15 protein-coding genes are annotated in these 15,577 nt (G+C 42.1%); 7 read left to right on the top strand and 8 right to left on the bottom strand.

The annotated features are described in order from the left end of the window. The first annotated feature begins 7 nt into the window (after positions 1 to 7). The 3 genes from PSH50_RS06885 to PSH50_RS06895 are packed head-to-tail and all read left to right on the top strand — an operon-like array spanning position 8 to position 2,503. Positions 8 to 706: an ABC transporter ATP-binding protein gene (locus PSH50_RS06885; RefSeq protein ID WP_273587149.1), complete on the top strand. Its 699-nt coding sequence runs from the start codon at positions 8 to 10 to the stop codon at positions 704 to 706. Beyond that, positions 703 to 1,989, top strand: a complete 1,287-nt coding sequence (locus PSH50_RS06890; protein WP_273609431.1) for an ABC transporter permease — start codon at positions 703 to 705, stop codon at positions 1,987 to 1,989. The genes PSH50_RS06885 and PSH50_RS06890 overlap by 4 nt, the downstream gene beginning before the upstream one ends. Positions 1,990 to 2,002: 13 nt before the next feature. Next, entirely contained in the window at positions 2,003 to 2,503 is a 501-nt protein-coding gene (locus PSH50_RS06895; RefSeq protein ID WP_004589066.1) for a DUF3299 domain-containing protein, read from the top strand. A 5-nt stretch (positions 2,504 to 2,508) separates the two neighbouring features. Here PSH50_RS06895 and mutM read toward each other — a convergent pair whose 3' ends face one another. Beyond that, the gene (gene mutM, locus PSH50_RS06900) at positions 2,509 to 3,318 is read right to left on the bottom strand and encodes a bifunctional DNA-formamidopyrimidine glycosylase/DNA-(apurinic or apyrimidinic site) lyase (protein ID WP_273587147.1); all 810 of its coding nucleotides are present in this window, start codon (positions 3,316 to 3,318) and stop codon (positions 2,509 to 2,511) included. After that, positions 3,318 to 3,833, bottom strand: coding sequence for a hypothetical protein (locus PSH50_RS06905; protein WP_273587146.1), 516 nt, complete (start codon positions 3,831 to 3,833; stop codon positions 3,318 to 3,320). Before PSH50_RS06905 ends, mutM begins: the two co-directional genes overlap by 1 nt. 118 nt (positions 3,834 to 3,951) lie before the next feature. On the opposite strand from PSH50_RS06905, the gene PSH50_RS06910 reads away from it, so the two are divergent. Next, complete coding sequence (locus tag PSH50_RS06910; RefSeq protein ID WP_004589063.1) at positions 3,952 to 4,878, top strand: manganese-dependent inorganic pyrophosphatase; 927 nt, start codon at positions 3,952 to 3,954, stop codon at positions 4,876 to 4,878. A 173-nt stretch (positions 4,879 to 5,051) separates the two neighbouring features. Here PSH50_RS06910 and rpmG read toward each other — a convergent pair whose 3' ends face one another. From rpmG to radC, 3 genes are all read right to left on the bottom strand, one after another. Further along, entirely contained in the window at positions 5,052 to 5,207 is a 156-nt protein-coding gene (gene rpmG / locus PSH50_RS06915) for a 50S ribosomal protein L33 (RefSeq protein ID WP_004587947.1), read from the bottom strand. Positions 5,208 to 5,218: 11 nt separating this feature from the next. Further along, positions 5,219 to 5,455 carry a 50S ribosomal protein L28 gene (rpmB, locus tag PSH50_RS06920; RefSeq protein ID WP_004587946.1) on the bottom strand — a complete coding sequence of 79 codons (237 nt, stop codon included), beginning with the start codon at positions 5,453 to 5,455 and terminating at the stop codon, positions 5,219 to 5,221. 270 nt (positions 5,456 to 5,725) lie between these two features. Continuing rightward, positions 5,726 to 6,400 carry a DNA repair protein RadC gene (gene radC, locus PSH50_RS06925; protein WP_004587945.1) on the bottom strand — a complete coding sequence of 225 codons (675 nt, stop codon included), beginning with the start codon at positions 6,398 to 6,400 and terminating at the stop codon, positions 5,726 to 5,728. Between the two features lie 144 nt (positions 6,401 to 6,544). Here radC and coaBC point away from each other — a divergent pair, with 144 nt between their 5' ends. From coaBC to PSH50_RS06940, 3 genes are all read left to right on the top strand, one after another. Then, positions 6,545 to 7,738 (top strand): bifunctional phosphopantothenoylcysteine decarboxylase/phosphopantothenate--cysteine ligase CoaBC, encoded by a 1,194-nt coding sequence (coaBC, locus tag PSH50_RS06930; protein ID WP_121637993.1) that lies wholly within the window; start codon positions 6,545 to 6,547, stop codon positions 7,736 to 7,738. Positions 7,739 to 7,835: 97 nt separating this feature from the next. Beyond that, positions 7,836 to 8,423: a nucleoid occlusion factor SlmA gene (slmA, locus tag PSH50_RS06935; RefSeq protein ID WP_004587943.1), complete on the top strand. Its 588-nt coding sequence runs from the start codon at positions 7,836 to 7,838 to the stop codon at positions 8,421 to 8,423. Positions 8,424 to 8,581: 158 nt separating this feature from the next. Beyond that, on the top strand, positions 8,582 to 11,341 hold the full coding sequence (locus PSH50_RS06940; RefSeq protein WP_273609432.1) for a prolyl oligopeptidase family serine peptidase: 2,760 nt from the start codon (positions 8,582 to 8,584) through the stop codon (positions 11,339 to 11,341). A 105-nt stretch (positions 11,342 to 11,446) separates the two neighbouring features. Here PSH50_RS06940 and PSH50_RS06945 read toward each other — a convergent pair whose 3' ends face one another. From PSH50_RS06945 to PSH50_RS06955, 3 genes are all read right to left on the bottom strand, one after another. Continuing rightward, positions 11,447 to 12,604, bottom strand: a complete 1,158-nt coding sequence (locus PSH50_RS06945; RefSeq protein WP_024031368.1) for an ROK family transcriptional regulator — start codon at positions 12,602 to 12,604, stop codon at positions 11,447 to 11,449. Between the two features lie 73 nt (positions 12,605 to 12,677). Further along, positions 12,678 to 13,919, bottom strand: a complete 1,242-nt coding sequence (locus tag PSH50_RS06950; protein ID WP_273587144.1) for a glycerate kinase — start codon at positions 13,917 to 13,919, stop codon at positions 12,678 to 12,680. A 10-nt stretch (positions 13,920 to 13,929) separates the two neighbouring features. Then, positions 13,930 to 15,510, bottom strand: coding sequence for a sodium:solute symporter (locus PSH50_RS06955; RefSeq protein WP_024031370.1), 1,581 nt, complete (start codon positions 15,508 to 15,510; stop codon positions 13,930 to 13,932). Positions 15,511 to 15,577 lie beyond the last annotated feature (67 nt).

The following is a 15,577-nucleotide window of genomic DNA, read 5'->3' on the forward strand; positions in this document are numbered from 1 at the left end:
ACACTGTATGATTGAGCTTGATAATGTAACCTTTAAATGGCATAAAAATGATGCCAAGCCTACGCTAAATATCCCAACCCTTAGGATTGATAAAGGCGAGCATATTTTTTTACATGGTCCCAGCGGCGTCGGTAAATCAACCCTGCTTGCGCTATTGGCAGGTATAAACACACCAAGTAGTGGCAACATACGTATTTTAAATCGTGATTTAAACACACTTAGCAATACGCAAAGAGATGTATTTAGAGCGGAGAATATTGGCTATATTTTTCAAAACTTTAATTTATTACCGTATTTAACACCCATTGAGAATGTCACGCTTGGCTGTGAATTTTCAAAAAGCAGAAAACAAAAAGCCTTACAGCAAACAACAGAGCCCAAGCCAAGCTTACAAAAAGAAGCGATACGCTTATTAACAGCATTAGGCTTAAGTGAGTCTTACCATAGTAAAGATGTTGCCTCGCTCAGCGTTGGTCAGCAACAGCGGGTTGCCGCCGCTCGCGCATTTATTGGCAGCCCAGAGCTTATAATTGCTGATGAGCCTACCTCGGCACTCGATACCGCAAATAGAGAAAGCTTTATAAAGCTGTTATTCGAACAGGCTAAGCGCGCCAACAGTACGTTAGTTTTTGTAAGCCATGACGAAACATTAAAACTGCTATTTAATCGTGCAATTAGCCTAGTTAGCTTGCAGGAGAAGTTATGATCCTGACTAAGTTAGCTTATAAAAGTTTGCTAAATCGCCGAGCAAGTGTACTGCTCACATTGTTTACCATTGCTATTAGCGTAATGCTTTTACTAAGTATTGAGCGAATTCGCATGGATGCAAAAACCAGTTTTAGTAATACCATATCTGGGACAGACCTAATTGTAGGCGCCCGCACTGGCGATATTCAATTACTGCTTTCCTCTGTATTTCGAATAGGTTACGCCAATAACGGGGTGAGCTGGCAAAGTTATCAGTACATCGCAGCTCAACGTGGTGTTAAATGGAGCATTCCTATTAGTTTAGGCGACAGCCACAAAGGCCAAGCTGTACTAGGTACAAGCCGCGATTACTTTACCCACTATCGCTTTGGTAAAAAACAAACGTTAAGTTTTCAACAAGGACACGCGTTTGAGCATTTAAACCAAGTGGTACTTGGCAGCGATGTAGCGAGCCGTTTAGGGTATACACTAGGTGATAAAATAGTAATCTCACACGGCATGGGTAATACGAGCTTTCATCATCATAAAGACAACCCGTTTACTGTTATCGGTATTTTAAACGCCACTGGCACGCCAGTAGATAAAACCTTACACATACCTCTAGCAGCTATTGATTTAATACATGGTGGTTCACACTCTGCGAATGATGAGCACAATGAGCACAATGAGCACGATGAGCACGATGAGCACGATGAGCACGATGAGAATAACAACCTAATCGGTGAGCCAAGTCAAATTACTGCGTTTTTAATGGGCTTCGACTCGCCTTTATACACATTGCAAATTAGGCGTAATATCAACCAATACAAAAAAGAGCCACTTCTGGCCATTATGCCCACAGTGACCCTAAAAGAGCTGTGGCAAATGCTCGCCATTGTCGAAAAAGTACTCTTACTGTTTTCAGGCGTTGTTATATTAGTCAGTTTATTGGGTATGTTGACCACGCTACTGGCCAATTTAAATCAACGCCGAAGAGAGCTTGCTATATTGCGCTCAGTCGGCGCACGGCCATGGCAGCTATTTACACTAATAAGCATGGAATCGTTATTTACAACATTATTAGGCTGCCTAGTTGGCTGTGGTTTGTATTATGGCGTTATGCTTATCAGTAGCAGCTATTTGCAAAGCCATGCAGGCATAAGCGTTAATATTGCCATGCTCTCTTACTATGAACTCACTTTAATAGGCGTTATTATGGCCGCTGGGTTTATAATTGGCTTAATACCAGCTACCCGCGCTTACTTTTATTCGCTTAGCGATGGTATGAGTATAAAAACTTAACTTTAGGAATTTCATGATACTTTTTAAATCCGCGCTTTATTACTGCACGCTAGTAAGCTGCCTACTTATTAGCTTTGTCAGTAGTGCAAACCCGCCGAAAGAAATTTTTTGGGAAGACTTAATCCCACAAGGGCATGTACAAATAGATACCCAAGCACAGGCTAACCACGAAGGCAGTGAACAAAACTGGGTGCAACCAGAGCTAGATGCTCCTGTGGTTGAAGCATTAAATGGCCAATCAGTGAGCTTACCGGGGTTTGTTGTCCCACTTGAGGGCGACAGTGAAGTCATTACTGAGTTTTTGCTTGTGCCATACTTTGGCGCGTGTATTCACGTACCGCCCCCGCCGCCAAATCAAATCGTTCATGTAACAGTAAAAGGCGGCGTACCCATAGAGAGCCTGTATGATGCGATTGTTGTTACCGGCGTTATCAGTACCGAAACCTGGTCTGGTGAAATAGCCCAAGTGGGCTATAAAATGAAAGCCGTCGGCGTGGCGCCATTTGAGCTATAACACGGCTATTTTTGGCAGTGCTTACAAAACACCGTACTGCGCTGCCCTAGTCTAATTTCTTCAAGTGGCGTTTTACACGTTACGCACGCCTCTCCTTTTCGCCCGTACACTAACAACTGCTGTGCAAAATAACCTGGTTTGCCATCACTTTGGGCAAAGTCTTTAAGGGTTGTACCGCCTTGTGTTATTGCCGCTGCTAGAGTGTCTTTAATAATAGGGATCAGGGTTTGATATCGCTTTAACGATACTTTGCCTGCTTCGCGTTTTGGGTGTATCCCCGCCTTAAATAACGACTCATTGGCATAAATATTACCTACGCCCACCACCACCGCGTTATCCATAATAAATTGCTTCACGGGGACTTTTTTATTTCGCGATTGCTCGTATACACGCTTTGCAAAAAAATCATCCGTAAGCGGCTCAGGGCCAAGTTTTGAGAGTAACTTATGAACATCCCCTGGTGCTTGCCATAAACAGCAACCAAACCGGCGAGGGTCGTTTAATCGCAGCGCCTTGTCATTACTAAGAACAAACTCAACATGATCATGCTTTTTAAGCGGCTCGCGTTTATCCACAACGCGCAAATTACCCGACATTCCCAAATGTAAAATAGCACTCCCTAATTCGCAGTGCAGCAATAAATACTTTGCACGGCGCTCAATTCGCTCTACCTTCAACCCTTCTAACTGATAAACATCATCGGGCACAGGCCATCGCATGCTGGCATTATAAATATTTACCTTCGTCACCACATGGTTTTCTACATGCGGGGTGATCCCCAGTCTACTTACTTCTACCTCTGGTAATTCAGGCATTAATGCAACTCACTTTTTGAAAAATCAACACTTGGAAATAACTGCTTTGCAGTCGCTAAATCAAGCCCCATCACGCGCTGGCTATTTTTTTCCAACAAATAATACTTACCGTTACCTTTGTACAGTAAATAAACCCAAGGTAAGCGCTCACCAGCCAACTCAAAGGTGGCCACATACAATGGTGAGGTTGGATTAAATACAACAGACTCATTTACCTGCATCAACGCAGCCGTTTGCCAATGGTTAATTAGCTCAGCTAATTGCTGCTGTGATGCATCCCACCTCACGGGCGTATTTTCTTTTAATGCGGTTGTACGCCAACTTGTACCAATACGTTCAATTTTCTGATCAACAAAGCTCAGTGTTAACACAAAACTTTGCAATGGCAGTACCGGTTGTAATGTAGGCTCGTCTTCGCCCCCTAAAAACTGCTTATGCCAGCCATTTAAAAAGAAGATCATAATCAACATCGAAAAAATAATAACGTTGTTCCAACCTTTGCGGCCCAGTCGCATATTTATACACCCAGTAAATTCAAGATTTTAAAGTGTAACTAAAACTTAATTGCACTGTCTATATGTTAAAGGCCACAGACTTTGGTAGAATATCGGCAAATTTAAAGGAGTTCCGTCAATGTCTATGTATGTAGTGGGCCATAAAATCCCAGATTCAGATTCTATTTGTGGTGCAATTGCACTTGCTTATTTAAAAAACCAAATCGATGAGCCAGCAATTCCAACACGCCTTGGTGAAGTGTCACCAGAAACTCAATTTATCCTAGATAAATTTGGCTTCGAAGCACCTGAGCTTAAATTAAGCTACGCTGGCGAAGATGTATATATTGTTGACCACACAGAAAAAACACAAGCACCAGATGATATCGACCAAGCACGTGTTGTTGGCGTAGTCGATCACCATAAACTAGGCGATTTAACGTCATCTACACCGCTTGAGTGTTGGATCCGTCCGGTAGGCTGTTCAAACACCATTATTAAAATGATGTATGACTTCTACAACGTAGAAATCCCTAAAGATATTGCTGGCATCATGCTATGTGCAATTTTAAGCGATACCGTTATTTTTAAATCGCCGACCTGTACAACGGCTGATATTAAATGTGTAGAAGCACTAGCAGAAATTGCCGGCATTGAAGACTTTAAAGAACTAGGCATGGACATGTTCCGTGTTAAGTCAGCTGTTGAAGACACCCCTGTGCGTGACTTAGTAATGCGTGACTTCAAAGACTTCAACATGAACGGTCACCTAGTGGGCATTGGCCAGCTAGAGGTTATTGACCTTGCAGTGTTTGACGAAATTAAAGCAGACTTAGAAGCCGATATTGCTAAGCTAAAAATTGAAGGCAACCGCCACTCAGTATTTTTACTGCTTACCGACATCATGAAAGAAGGCTCACAAATGCTGATCGCTTCAGATGATGCAAACCTTGTAGAGCAAGCTTACGGTGAAAAGCCGAGCGAAGATAAAGTATGGCTAGATGGCGTACTAAGCCGTAAAAAGCAAGTAGTGCCACCACTACAAGACGTGTTTGCCAAGCTGTAAGCTGTAAGCTGTAAAAATAATGACCTTGTGGGTTTTACCTGCAAGGTTTTTTTATGCCTAAATTATATCTGTTGATTTAATAAAATATTTTAGGGGCTGTTTAATATTGATAAGTGCTAAAAACAAAAAACCCAGCATAAGCTGGGTTTTTACAATTCTGAAAGAAAACTAAATTACTTGATTTTAGCTTCTTTGAAAATCACATGTTTACGAGCCTTAGGATCGAACTTTTTGATTTCCATCTTTTCAGGCATGTTACGCTTGTTTTTGTCGGTAGTGTAGAAAAAACCAGTACCAGCAGTTGAAACTAAACGGATTTTATCGCGCATGATTCAGTTCCTTAAACTTTTTCGCCGCGAGCACGGATATCTGTAAGTACCGCGTCGATGCCTTTTTTATCGATAATACGCATACCTTTAGTAGTAGTGCGTAGTGTTACAAAACGTTTTTCACTTTCAACCCAAAAACGGTGTGTTTGTAGGTTAGGTAGGAAACGACGTCTAGTCGCGTTTCTCGCGTGTGAACGGTGATTACCAACCGTTGGACGCTTACCTGTAACTTGACATACTTTAGACATGTCTATATATCTCCAATAACTTCGCTCGAGCTTAATTTAACCTAAGGCCATGTATTTGTGCCCTAGATAAATCGAAGGGCGCTCTTTATACAGCTTTTACAGGCAAAGATCAAATACTGATCTATCCAACCAGCTCATATGTAAATTTGATAGCGGCTAATTATAAAGATCGAATGCCCTTAGGGAAAGTAAAAACTGCATTTAAATTAAACTAATTTGCTAAAACCGTCCAAACCGCTCATTTTTAACACACTTATTCATCAAGCAACCTTAAATCAAGCCTCGCTGTGCAAAAGAAACACACGTTTCTCCTCCTACAATGATGTGATCAAGCACATTTATGTCTACTAATTGCAGTGCTTGTTGTAATTTATTAGTGATAAGTTTGTCTGCTTGGCTTGGTTCGGCAATCCCGCTTGGGTGATTGTGTGCCAAAATAATGGCCGCAGCATTATTTTTTAAGGCCGCTTTTAGAACTTCTCTGGGGTAAACGCTGGCTGAGTTTATCGTGCCATAAAACAAAATTTCGTCTTTTACTAAACGGTTTTGGCTATCAAGATAAAGCACCATAAACACTTCTTGCTGTAGCCCGCGCATTTGCAGCGTTAAATATTCATATACCGCATTTGGTGAATTAAACACCGCATCGCGCTGGCAACGCTCCTGCATGTAACGCTGACTCAGCTCAAGCACCGCTTGCAATTGCACATATTTTGCCATCCCTAACCCTTTTTGTGCGCAAAACTCATCTTGGCTGGCATTAAATAAATTATGCAATGTTTTGTTTTCGTTAAGCAGGTGCTGTGCAAGCTCAATCACATTCATACCGGGTAAGCCCGTACGCAAAAATATCGCTAATAACTCAGCATCGGACAATGCTTTAGGGCCTTTTGCAATGAGTTTTTCGCGTGGGCGAAGTGAGTTAGGTAACGATGTTAATTGCATTATTCATCCTTGATGATTAAAAAACAGTCTTATAACTGTAATGCAATTTTTAAAATTAGCCTGATTATTTAATCCTAAAAACTTAGCTCAAAGCACAAAGATTTGTTATTTTAGCCTGCATATACACTCAAGCAAAAAACACTCATGACTAACTTAACAAACAAAAAAATCGTACTTGGCATCACCGGCGGCATTGCGGCCTATAAATGTGCCGAGCTCGTTAGGCGCTTAAAAGAGGCAGGTTGCGAAGTAAAAGTAGTTATGAGCGAGTCAGCTAAACATTTTATAACCCCATTAACCATGCAAGCGGTGAGTGGTGAAATGGTGTCTGATTCATTACTTGACCCCTCAGCAGAGGCTGCAATGGGCCACATAGAATTTGCCAAATGGGCTGATTTAATTTTAGTCGCGCCTGCAACGAGTAATACCATTGCCAAAATGGCCGCCGGCATAGCCGATGATTTACTTACCACACTATTACTGGCAACCCCTGCTAAAGTGGCAATAGCCCCAGCAATGAACCAGCAAATGTATGCACACCCTGCAACACAAGCAAATTTAGCCACTTTAAAAGCACGTGACGTACTTATTTGGGGCCCAGGCAAAGGCGAGCAAGCCTGTGGCGATGTAGGAGCTGGGCGCATGCTAGAGCCGCATGAGCTTGTGGCTTTGTGCACTGCTACAGATCAGCCGCAATTATTAGCAGGTAAAACCATTACAATTACGGCTGGGCCAACCCGCGAGCCACTTGACCCTGTACGTTTTATCTCTAATCACAGCTCTGGAAAAATGGGCTTTGCCCTGGCGGAGGCCGCTTTAAAGCTTGGTGCTCATGTCAATTTAATTTCAGGGCCTGTCACTATCAAAGCCCCTGTTGGCGTTAATTTAATAAACATTGAAAGCGCTGAGCAGCTATTAAATGAGTCATTAACCTATGCCCCACTCTCTGATGCTTTTATTGGCTGTGCAGCCGTAGCCGATTATAGAGCGGCGAATGTAGCGACTCAAAAAATGAAAAAACAAGGCGATGAGCTTACCCTCACCCTTGTTAAAAACCCCGATGTAATAGCCGCCGTGGCAAACTTAACGCAAAACCGCCCTTACACTGTGGGTTTTGCTGCTGAAACGCAAAATGTAGAGAGCTATGCAAAGGGTAAACTTAAAAATAAAAATCTCGATATGATCTGCGCTAACGATGTATCGCAAAGTGGTTTAGGGTTTAATTCCGATCACAATGCTTTAACACTTTACTGGCAAAATGAGCAGTTAGCACTTGCGGTAAATAGTAAAACACGCATTGCTCTTGAGGTAATTAAACAACTTGCCAAGCAACTATAAAGTGCTGGAAACAAACTGAATAAAACATTAACATAAGCCACTCATTTGAACAAAAAATGATTAGCAGCTAAAAATAACAAATAAAAAAGGAAGGTTCATGCCTGCGACAAAAAGAAGTAATCGCAAAGAGCAAATACTGCAAGCCCTCGCGCAAATGTTAGAAACCAGCCCAGGACAACGGATTACAACTGCAAAGCTTGCTGCTGAAGTGGGTGTGTCTGAAGCTGCGCTTTACCGTCACTTTCCAAGTAAAGCACGTATGTTTGAAGGCCTAATAGAGTTTATCGAAGACACGCTTTTATCGCGCATTAACCTTATTTTAGAAAACGAAAAAGAAAGCCAAACACGCGTTTATAATATTTTGTTGTTGCTACTAACGTTTGCAGAAAAAAACCCAGGTATTACACGCATACTTACCGGCGACGCCCTACAAGGCGAGCAAGAGCGTTTACGCGAACGTGTACAAGGGCTGTTCGAAAAGCTAGAAACGCAATTTAAACAAGTACTGCGCGAGCGAAAACTTCGTGAAGGTAAAACCTTTCAAAGTGACGAACTCACCCTTGCTAACTTTTTACTAGCTTATGTTGAAGGTAAAATGAACCAGTTTGTGCGCAGCGACTTTAAAGTAAAACCAAGTTCGCAATTTGAAAAACAATGGCCAGAACTACAAAAAATTTGGTTATAACCTTACTTTATTATTTTACCGTTAGCGCTAGTTAATCGCGCTAACGTTTACCCTTTCATCCCTTTTCTTATACCGCTTATCTGATCCGCTCGAAATATAAACCAAACTCGCTACAATACTTATTACATTAAAAGTACTGTGAAAAACGAGAATCAATAATGAAAACAACGCTCACCTTTTTAAGCTCAGCACTGCTTGCAAGCTTAGCAAGCCCAGCTGCTTGGGCTCAAAAGCCGTTAGAATTTAAAGACGTATTCGATTTTAAGTACGCAAAAAACACTCAACTTTCAGATGATGGTAAAATCCTCAGCTTTAGCGCTAAGCCTTACCGTGGCAATGCAAATGGGCAAGTTTATGACTTAACAACAAACACCCTTATTAGCACCGTGGAGCGCGGCACCAAGCCCGTTATTAACAAAGCGGCTAATTGGGTGGCATTTACACAAGTACCCACCCTGCTTGAGCAAGAGACCAGCGAGAAAAAGTCATCACTTAAAAACAACCTCATTTTAGTCAATACCCAAACCGGCGAAAAACAGCAATTTGCTGACGTTAAAGACTATGTTTTAGGTAACAATGGCCAGTGGCTTGCTTATCGAGTTGATAAAAAAGCAGAAAAAGACACACCTGCTGAAGATAACAGCGAAGAAAAAAGCGCAATTACACCAGATAAAAAAGATAAAAGCTTTGAGCTAGTAATAATAAACTTAAAAAACAGCACCACCCACAGCTTAAATAATGTATTTAGTTATGCGCTAAGCCCAAGTGGCGCTCAGCTACTTGCCAGCCAAAGCTTTAGCGATGGCAACAACAATCAGCTTGTACTGCTTGAGCTTAATAATAACTTTGCGCAAAGCGTATTAATTGATGAGCCAGGCGTGGTTGCACAATCAATTAGTTGGCACCCTGATAAAGAAATAGCCGCATTTAACCTCGGTAACTACGTAAACGATGATGAGCGTCGCAGACAATACTCTCTAAAGCTTTGGCAAAATAACACCCTTAGCACCATCGACTCCCCTAATAAAGAGTGGGTAATAGGTAAAACAGCATCGATTAGCTGGTCTGAAAATGGCGAGCGCTTATATTTTGAAAACCACCCCAAGCTGGCCGCTAAAATAAAAGCAAAAGAGTACACCGACGAAGCATCACTGTATGACTTTGACACGATTCGTGAACATAAAGCGCTAAACGTGTGGCACAACAACGATGCCCAAATAAAACCACGAGAAGAACAACAGTGGAACAAGGTTAATAAAAACCGCCATTACAGCGCTGTTTTTCATTTAAAAAGCCAAAAAGCAGTACAACTAAGCAATGAAAAAGTCAGCGATTTAGCGCTTAACACTAATCGTAGCCAAAGTGTATTAGGCTACTCTAACCAAGCCCACCTAGAAAAAATTATGTACGGTGGCTTTTTTGCCGACTACTACAGCATAAACATTAATACCGGTGAGCAAACTCCCATTATTAAAAACTCACCGTTTACACCAAGCCTTGCGCCTAATGGGCGCTACGCTGCCTACTTTGCACAAAGCCAAGTACAACTTAAAGATTTAAAAACCAACAAAGTTACCGCCCTTAGCAAAGCTATTAATGCCACGTTTGCCGATGACAAACACGACTACCCATCACAGCAACCTGGTTATGGGTTTGCCGGTTGGTTAAATAACAGCAGCCAAGTATTGGTTTATAGCAAATACGATATTTGGGCGTTTGATGTCAACACTCAACGCGCTAAACGTTTAACTAATGGTAAACCAAGCAATACGCAATATCGCGTTATTAAACTTGATAAAAACCACGTAGGCTTTGCTCAAAACGATACATTACTTGTATCAGCCATTAACTTACAATCAAAGCAACGTGAAGTAGCCAAGCTTGATTTAGCCTCACAAACGGTTACTAACGTACTGAGTGGCAAAAAGCGTATTGATGTAGTTAAAAAGGCAAAACATGCCGATAAATACCTCTTTACCGAGCAAACCTATCATCAGTTTCCTGATTACTACCAAAGCGACTTTAGCTTTACAGCGCCTAAAAAAGTCACCAACTTAAACCCACAAATGGCGGATTTTTCCTGGGGCGAAAAGCCTGAGCTAATTAGCTACAAAGGCTTTGATGGCGAAGACCTACAAGGGGTATTAATTAAACCTGCAGGTTACAAAAAAGGCGATAAAGTGCCCGTTGTTGTGTATTTTTACCGCTACATGAGCCAGCGCATGTATGATTTTCCTAAAATGGAGCTAAATCATCGTCCTAACTTCCCTATGTTTACCTCAAATGGTTATGCAATCTTTTTACCTGATATTCGCTTTGAAATAGGCCACCCAGGTAAATCGTCAACGCAAACCATGATCAACGCCACGCAAAAGCTTATAGACCTAGGCATTGCCGACCCAGATAAAATAGGCCTACAAGGGCATTCATGGGCAGGTTATCAAAGTGCGTTTATGATCACCCAAACAGATATGTTTAAAGCGGTTGTATCGGGTGCGCCGGTATCAAACATGACCAGCGCATACAGCGGCATACGTTTAAAGTCGGGCCTTGCGCGTCAATTTCAGTACGAAACAGGGCAAAGCCGCATAGGTAAAAATTTATTTGAAGCACCCGAGCTATACATCGAAAACTCACCAGTGTTTTTTGCCGATAAAGTAAATACCCCTATTTTAATTATGTTTGGGGATAAAGACGACGCAGTGCCTTGGCACGAAGGCGTGCAATATTACTTAGCCCTGCGCCGTGCGGGTAAAGACGCCACCTTTTTACAATACGAAGGTGAACCACATCATTTGAAAAAGTTTCCTAATCAGGTCGATTTTTCAGTGCGTATGATGCAGTACTTTGACCATTACTTAAAAGGCAAGCCAGCCGCAAAGTGGATGACAGAAGGTGAACCGTTCGTTGAAGAGTAAAACCTATTCACAATAACACTTAGTTAAGAGTTTGGTTTAAATACTAAAAAGCCGATATTGTATAAATCAATATCGGCTTTTTGTTTTAACGTTTCTATTATTAAGCTACAAACACAGCTCTCTAAATGGCAAAGTGGCTGCACCAATCGAGACCGGAAAGTTATTAATGTTTGAGACCACCAGCTTAGGCATTGGGCGCTTAGCACCGCGTCTAAATTGTGCGTAAACCTCAGTACGCGCTATTACTTTTTCAGCCAGCTCTTTAGGTATATGGCCGCCAATAATAATCGCTTCTGCATCTAATAGCGCCGAGCAACAGGTTGCTACTAAATCAAACGAGTCTTGAACTTTAAATAGCCACTCTTCAACGCCTGGCCATTCGGGGTCAAAGTTATCGTGCAGGTCGTAAATTGAATCAACCGCTACACCATTTTTTTTCAAAATACGCTTTAGTAACTCTAAATTGGGATGAGCGTATAACTTGGGCGGTAACATATCGCCAAGCTCGCCAGCATTACCGTAAGTACCACGCAATACATCGCCGTTATTTACGATTCCGCCTCCAAATGCGGCCGAGACAAACATATAAACAAAGTTTTTATACTCGCGGCCTATACCTGCAACCCCTTCGCCAGCGGCGGCGCCTGTAGCGTCATTCACCACCCACGTAGGGAGTTGAAAGTGCTTAGAGACAATATCGATAATATCAACCTGCGACCACTCCTCTAGCATATGGTGGGTATTCATTTTCCCGTCCATAGAACTAAAAAAGCCCGATATACCCACGCCCATACCCAGCACTTTTTCGCTTGCAATGTTATGCTCTGCGCTTATATCGTCCACCAGCTTTTGCGCACTTTTAAGTACGTTATTAATACTCATGTCTGACATAAGCTGCATATGGGTGTAAATAACTTTGCCGGTAAAATCCATGACCGCTACAGAAATAGCATCAAGCAAAATAGCTAAACCAAAGGTAAAGCCGTATTCGGGGTTAAGCGCAATACCAAACCCAGGCTTACCCTTTTTATTAGGGATAAGCGTATCGGTTTGCATTATTACGCCATGCTGAGTTAACGATTTAAGTAAACGCGAGACAGTTTGCTGCGGAATTCGGGTGGCGCTCACAATATGGCTTTGTGTTACGCACTGCTCCCAAAACACCACCTTAATAATATCACGTTCAATGTCTTGAAAAAGTTTATCGCCTTTTCCAAGCTCAAATCCTGAGCGTAATAAGTTACTGTTATTTAGCGAAAACATAGCTATTAACCCTAATAAAATTGGAGCACAAGGTTACGTTAAACCACTTTAAAGAACAAGTAGGCGAGCGCGCCTACTCAATCACTATCACTCTAAAATCGTTAACGTTAGTATTTGTTGGCCCAGTAATAATTAAATCATCAATGGCTTTAAAAAACTGATGGCTATTATGGCCTTCTAACTGAGCGTGTAAGTTTTCGCCAGCATCAAGTGCGCGCGCAATCGTGCTGCTATTTATATACGCACCGGCAACATCTTTACTGCCATCTACACCATCGGTATCACAGGCTATGGCATAAATGCCCGCCTCGGCGTTAAGTGCCTCTGCCAATGCCATTAAGTATTCTTGATTAGGGCCACCATCGCCATAAACATCGGCTACCGTTACTGTAAGCTCACCGCCAGAGAACAACATAACGCGCTTACCTTGCGCTTTTTGCTCAAGGGCTATTTTAGCATGTGCGCGGGCAACCTCTTTTGCCTCACCTTGAATGTCGTACCCAAGTACTTGCGTATCCCAGCCTTGGTGCTGCGCTACATCAATAGCACTGTCAATCGCGTGCTGGGCATTAGCCACAATAAAGTGTTTGCCTTGGGTATCAGCCGCGCGTGGTTGCTCAGGCTTTAATAAATGCGCTTCAATTTCGTTAATAACCGGCCAGTTGTACTTTTGTAAAATAGCCAGCGCATCGGCTTTAGTGCTGTTATCGCTAATTGTGGGGCCTGATGCAATGTCACTTGGCTTATCCCCTACTACATCCGAAATAATCAGCGTGACATAATCCGATTTAGCCGCTTGCGCTAACTTACCGCCTTTAACGAGCGAGAGCTGTTTGCGCACAACGTTAATTTCATCAACGCTTGCACCGCTTTTAAGTAAAAACTGATTAAGTGCCTGCTTTTGCTCAAACGGCACATCATCTACCGGCAAACACATAAGCGACGAGCCGCCGCCTGATATAATAAACAAAATAGGAATATCGGTCGGATTATTTTTTACAAGCGCCAATAACTCTTTACCTGCTGCTAAGCTGTTATCATCTGGCGTTGGGTGATTAGCACTAAGCACTTTAATGCGCCCAGTATCGCCGGCACTTTCGTAGCCGTAACGTGTCACTACCGCACCAAAGCATTTATCACCATAAAAACGGTTAACCTCTGCGGCCATTTCGGCGGCGGCCTTACCGGCGCCCACCACACATAAACCATTACTGGCATCTATATTTTCCAAGTACTTACTCATGCACGCACTCGGTTTACAGGCATTTACCGCCGTGGTAAATAAATCGATTAAAAATGACTTTTTAGAATCCATGGGTTAACGCTCACGAAAAAATTGATGGAATAGCAAGGCAAATTAATACCATCACAACAAACATGCTAAGCAGCATAACGATATCTTTACCGGTTAAAATTGAGTTTGAGATAGTCTCAGCGTTTTGCGCTTTAGCAACCTCGTTTACTTCGCGTGGAATCGCAACGCTTGTCGTAAGGGTAATCACCGCAGTGGCCACAAAGCCAATAAAGTTCCACCAAAACCAAAATACGTCTGGCGCAAATACCGACACCAACAAGTTAATTAACACACCACTAATTAAGCCTATGTTTGCATGCAGCGCAGCACTGCGCTTACTAACTACGGCTATTAAAAATACCGCTAGTATTGGGCCATAAAATAACGAGCCTACTTTGTTAATGGCTTCAATAATAGTAGGTGCGATATCACCGGCATAAAGCGATAAAATTAACGTAATTGCCCCCCAAATAAGCCCTAAGTATTTAGCCAATTTTAAGTAGGTTGGTTGGTCTAGCTCTTTATTTGAAATACGGCTGTAGTCTTCAATACTTACCGCCGAAAGCGAGTTAATAGCAGAGCTAAGTGATGACATAGCCGCCGATAAAATAGCCACCACTAATAAACCAATTAAGCCATGTGGTAAGTAATCTAAAATAAAGATTGGCATCATCCAATCTGGGTTATCGGCTGGAATTTTGGCTAAAAACTCAGGATTGCTCATAGCCAGTGTGCCTACAATTAAGCCCGACACACAATATAAAATAGTAATAGGAAAACGTACTACGCCGTTGGCTAAAATCATGTAGCGTAAGTTTTTAGGATCTTTTGCACTAAGTGCACGTTGCGCTTGTGTTTGGTCACACCCATAGTAAGAGGCGTAAAGCACCACACCACCAAAAATCATAGGTAAAAAGCCAAAACCATCGCCACTAAATCCAAACGAATCAAATTTTATGGCTTCTAATCGGCTCGAATCAACATTAGCAATAAAGGTATCAACCCCACCTAAGTGATAAAGTCCAAAGCCAATACAAGCAATAGTACCTAGTACAATGATGATCATTTGAATTGCATCACCATACACCACGGCTTTCATACCGCCTTGCAGTGAATATAACACCGTGATCACGCCGGTAAGCACAATGGCTTGCCATGCTTCTATACCCATAGTGCCTTGGAGAATAAGCGATACCGCATAAATCATAATACCGGTGGCAAATGCGCGGCTAAACTGAAACACCACACTAATAAGCACACGGGTAGAACGACCAAAACGCATTTCTAAGTAGTCATAAATACTTACAATGCCGCTTTTATAAAGCTTAGGTAAAATAGTCGCTAAAATTAAAATCATCGCCAGCGGCACACCTAACTCATACGAGAGCCATTGCATACCACCGCCTTCACGCAAACCAACAAATGCAGGAGCCGAAATAAAGCTAATAGCCGAAAGCTGAGTGGCCATTACCGACAAAGCTAAAGGTTTCCACCCTAAGCTTTTGCCTCCTAAAAAGTAATCACTTTTATTGGTTTGTTCGCGTAGCATAAACCCCATTACCAATAAGGCACCAAGGTAAAGAGCAACTATTGAAAAATCTAATATATTCATAATTATTTCGCGTATTCACATTAAGAAAACACAGCGCCTCCTCAAAAATAAAAAACTAAACAGCTAT

The sequence above is a fragment of the Pseudoalteromonas sp. Angola-7 genome (genome assembly GCF_028599255.1).
Classification (GTDB): Bacteria; Pseudomonadota; Gammaproteobacteria; order Enterobacterales; family Alteromonadaceae; genus Pseudoalteromonas; species Pseudoalteromonas atlantica.

Excerpts from the sequence above, each read along its gene's own strand:
- PSH50_RS06885 (WP_273587149.1), top strand. The coding sequence starts at position 8 with ATGATTGAGCTTGATAATGTAACCTTTAAATGGCATAAAAATGATGCC.
- PSH50_RS06890 (WP_273609431.1), top strand. The coding sequence starts at position 703 with ATGATCCTGACTAAGTTAGCTTATAAAAGTTTGCTAAATCGCCGAGCA.
- PSH50_RS06895 (WP_004589066.1), top strand. The coding sequence starts at position 2,003 with ATGATACTTTTTAAATCCGCGCTTTATTACTGCACGCTAGTAAGCTGC.
- mutM (WP_273587147.1), bottom strand. The coding sequence starts at position 3,318 with ATGCCTGAATTACCAGAGGTAGAAGTAAGTAGACTGGGGATCACCCCG.
- PSH50_RS06905 (WP_273587146.1), bottom strand. The coding sequence starts at position 3,833 with ATGCGACTGGGCCGCAAAGGTTGGAACAACGTTATTATTTTTTCGATG.
- PSH50_RS06910 (WP_004589063.1), top strand. The coding sequence starts at position 3,952 with ATGTCTATGTATGTAGTGGGCCATAAAATCCCAGATTCAGATTCTATT.
- rpmG (WP_004587947.1), bottom strand. The coding sequence starts at position 5,207 with ATGCGCGATAAAATCCGTTTAGTTTCAACTGCTGGTACTGGTTTTTTC.
- rpmB (WP_004587946.1), bottom strand. The coding sequence starts at position 5,455 with ATGTCTAAAGTATGTCAAGTTACAGGTAAGCGTCCAACGGTTGGTAAT.
- radC (WP_004587945.1), bottom strand. The coding sequence starts at position 6,400 with ATGCAATTAACATCGTTACCTAACTCACTTCGCCCACGCGAAAAACTC.
- coaBC (WP_121637993.1), top strand. The coding sequence starts at position 6,545 with ATGACTAACTTAACAAACAAAAAAATCGTACTTGGCATCACCGGCGGC.
- slmA (WP_004587943.1), top strand. The coding sequence starts at position 7,836 with ATGCCTGCGACAAAAAGAAGTAATCGCAAAGAGCAAATACTGCAAGCC.
- PSH50_RS06940 (WP_273609432.1), top strand. The coding sequence starts at position 8,582 with ATGAAAACAACGCTCACCTTTTTAAGCTCAGCACTGCTTGCAAGCTTA.
- PSH50_RS06945 (WP_024031368.1), bottom strand. The coding sequence starts at position 12,604 with ATGTTTTCGCTAAATAACAGTAACTTATTACGCTCAGGATTTGAGCTT.
- PSH50_RS06950 (WP_273587144.1), bottom strand. The coding sequence starts at position 13,919 with ATGGATTCTAAAAAGTCATTTTTAATCGATTTATTTACCACGGCGGTA.
- PSH50_RS06955 (WP_024031370.1), bottom strand. The coding sequence starts at position 15,510 with ATGAATATATTAGATTTTTCAATAGTTGCTCTTTACCTTGGTGCCTTA.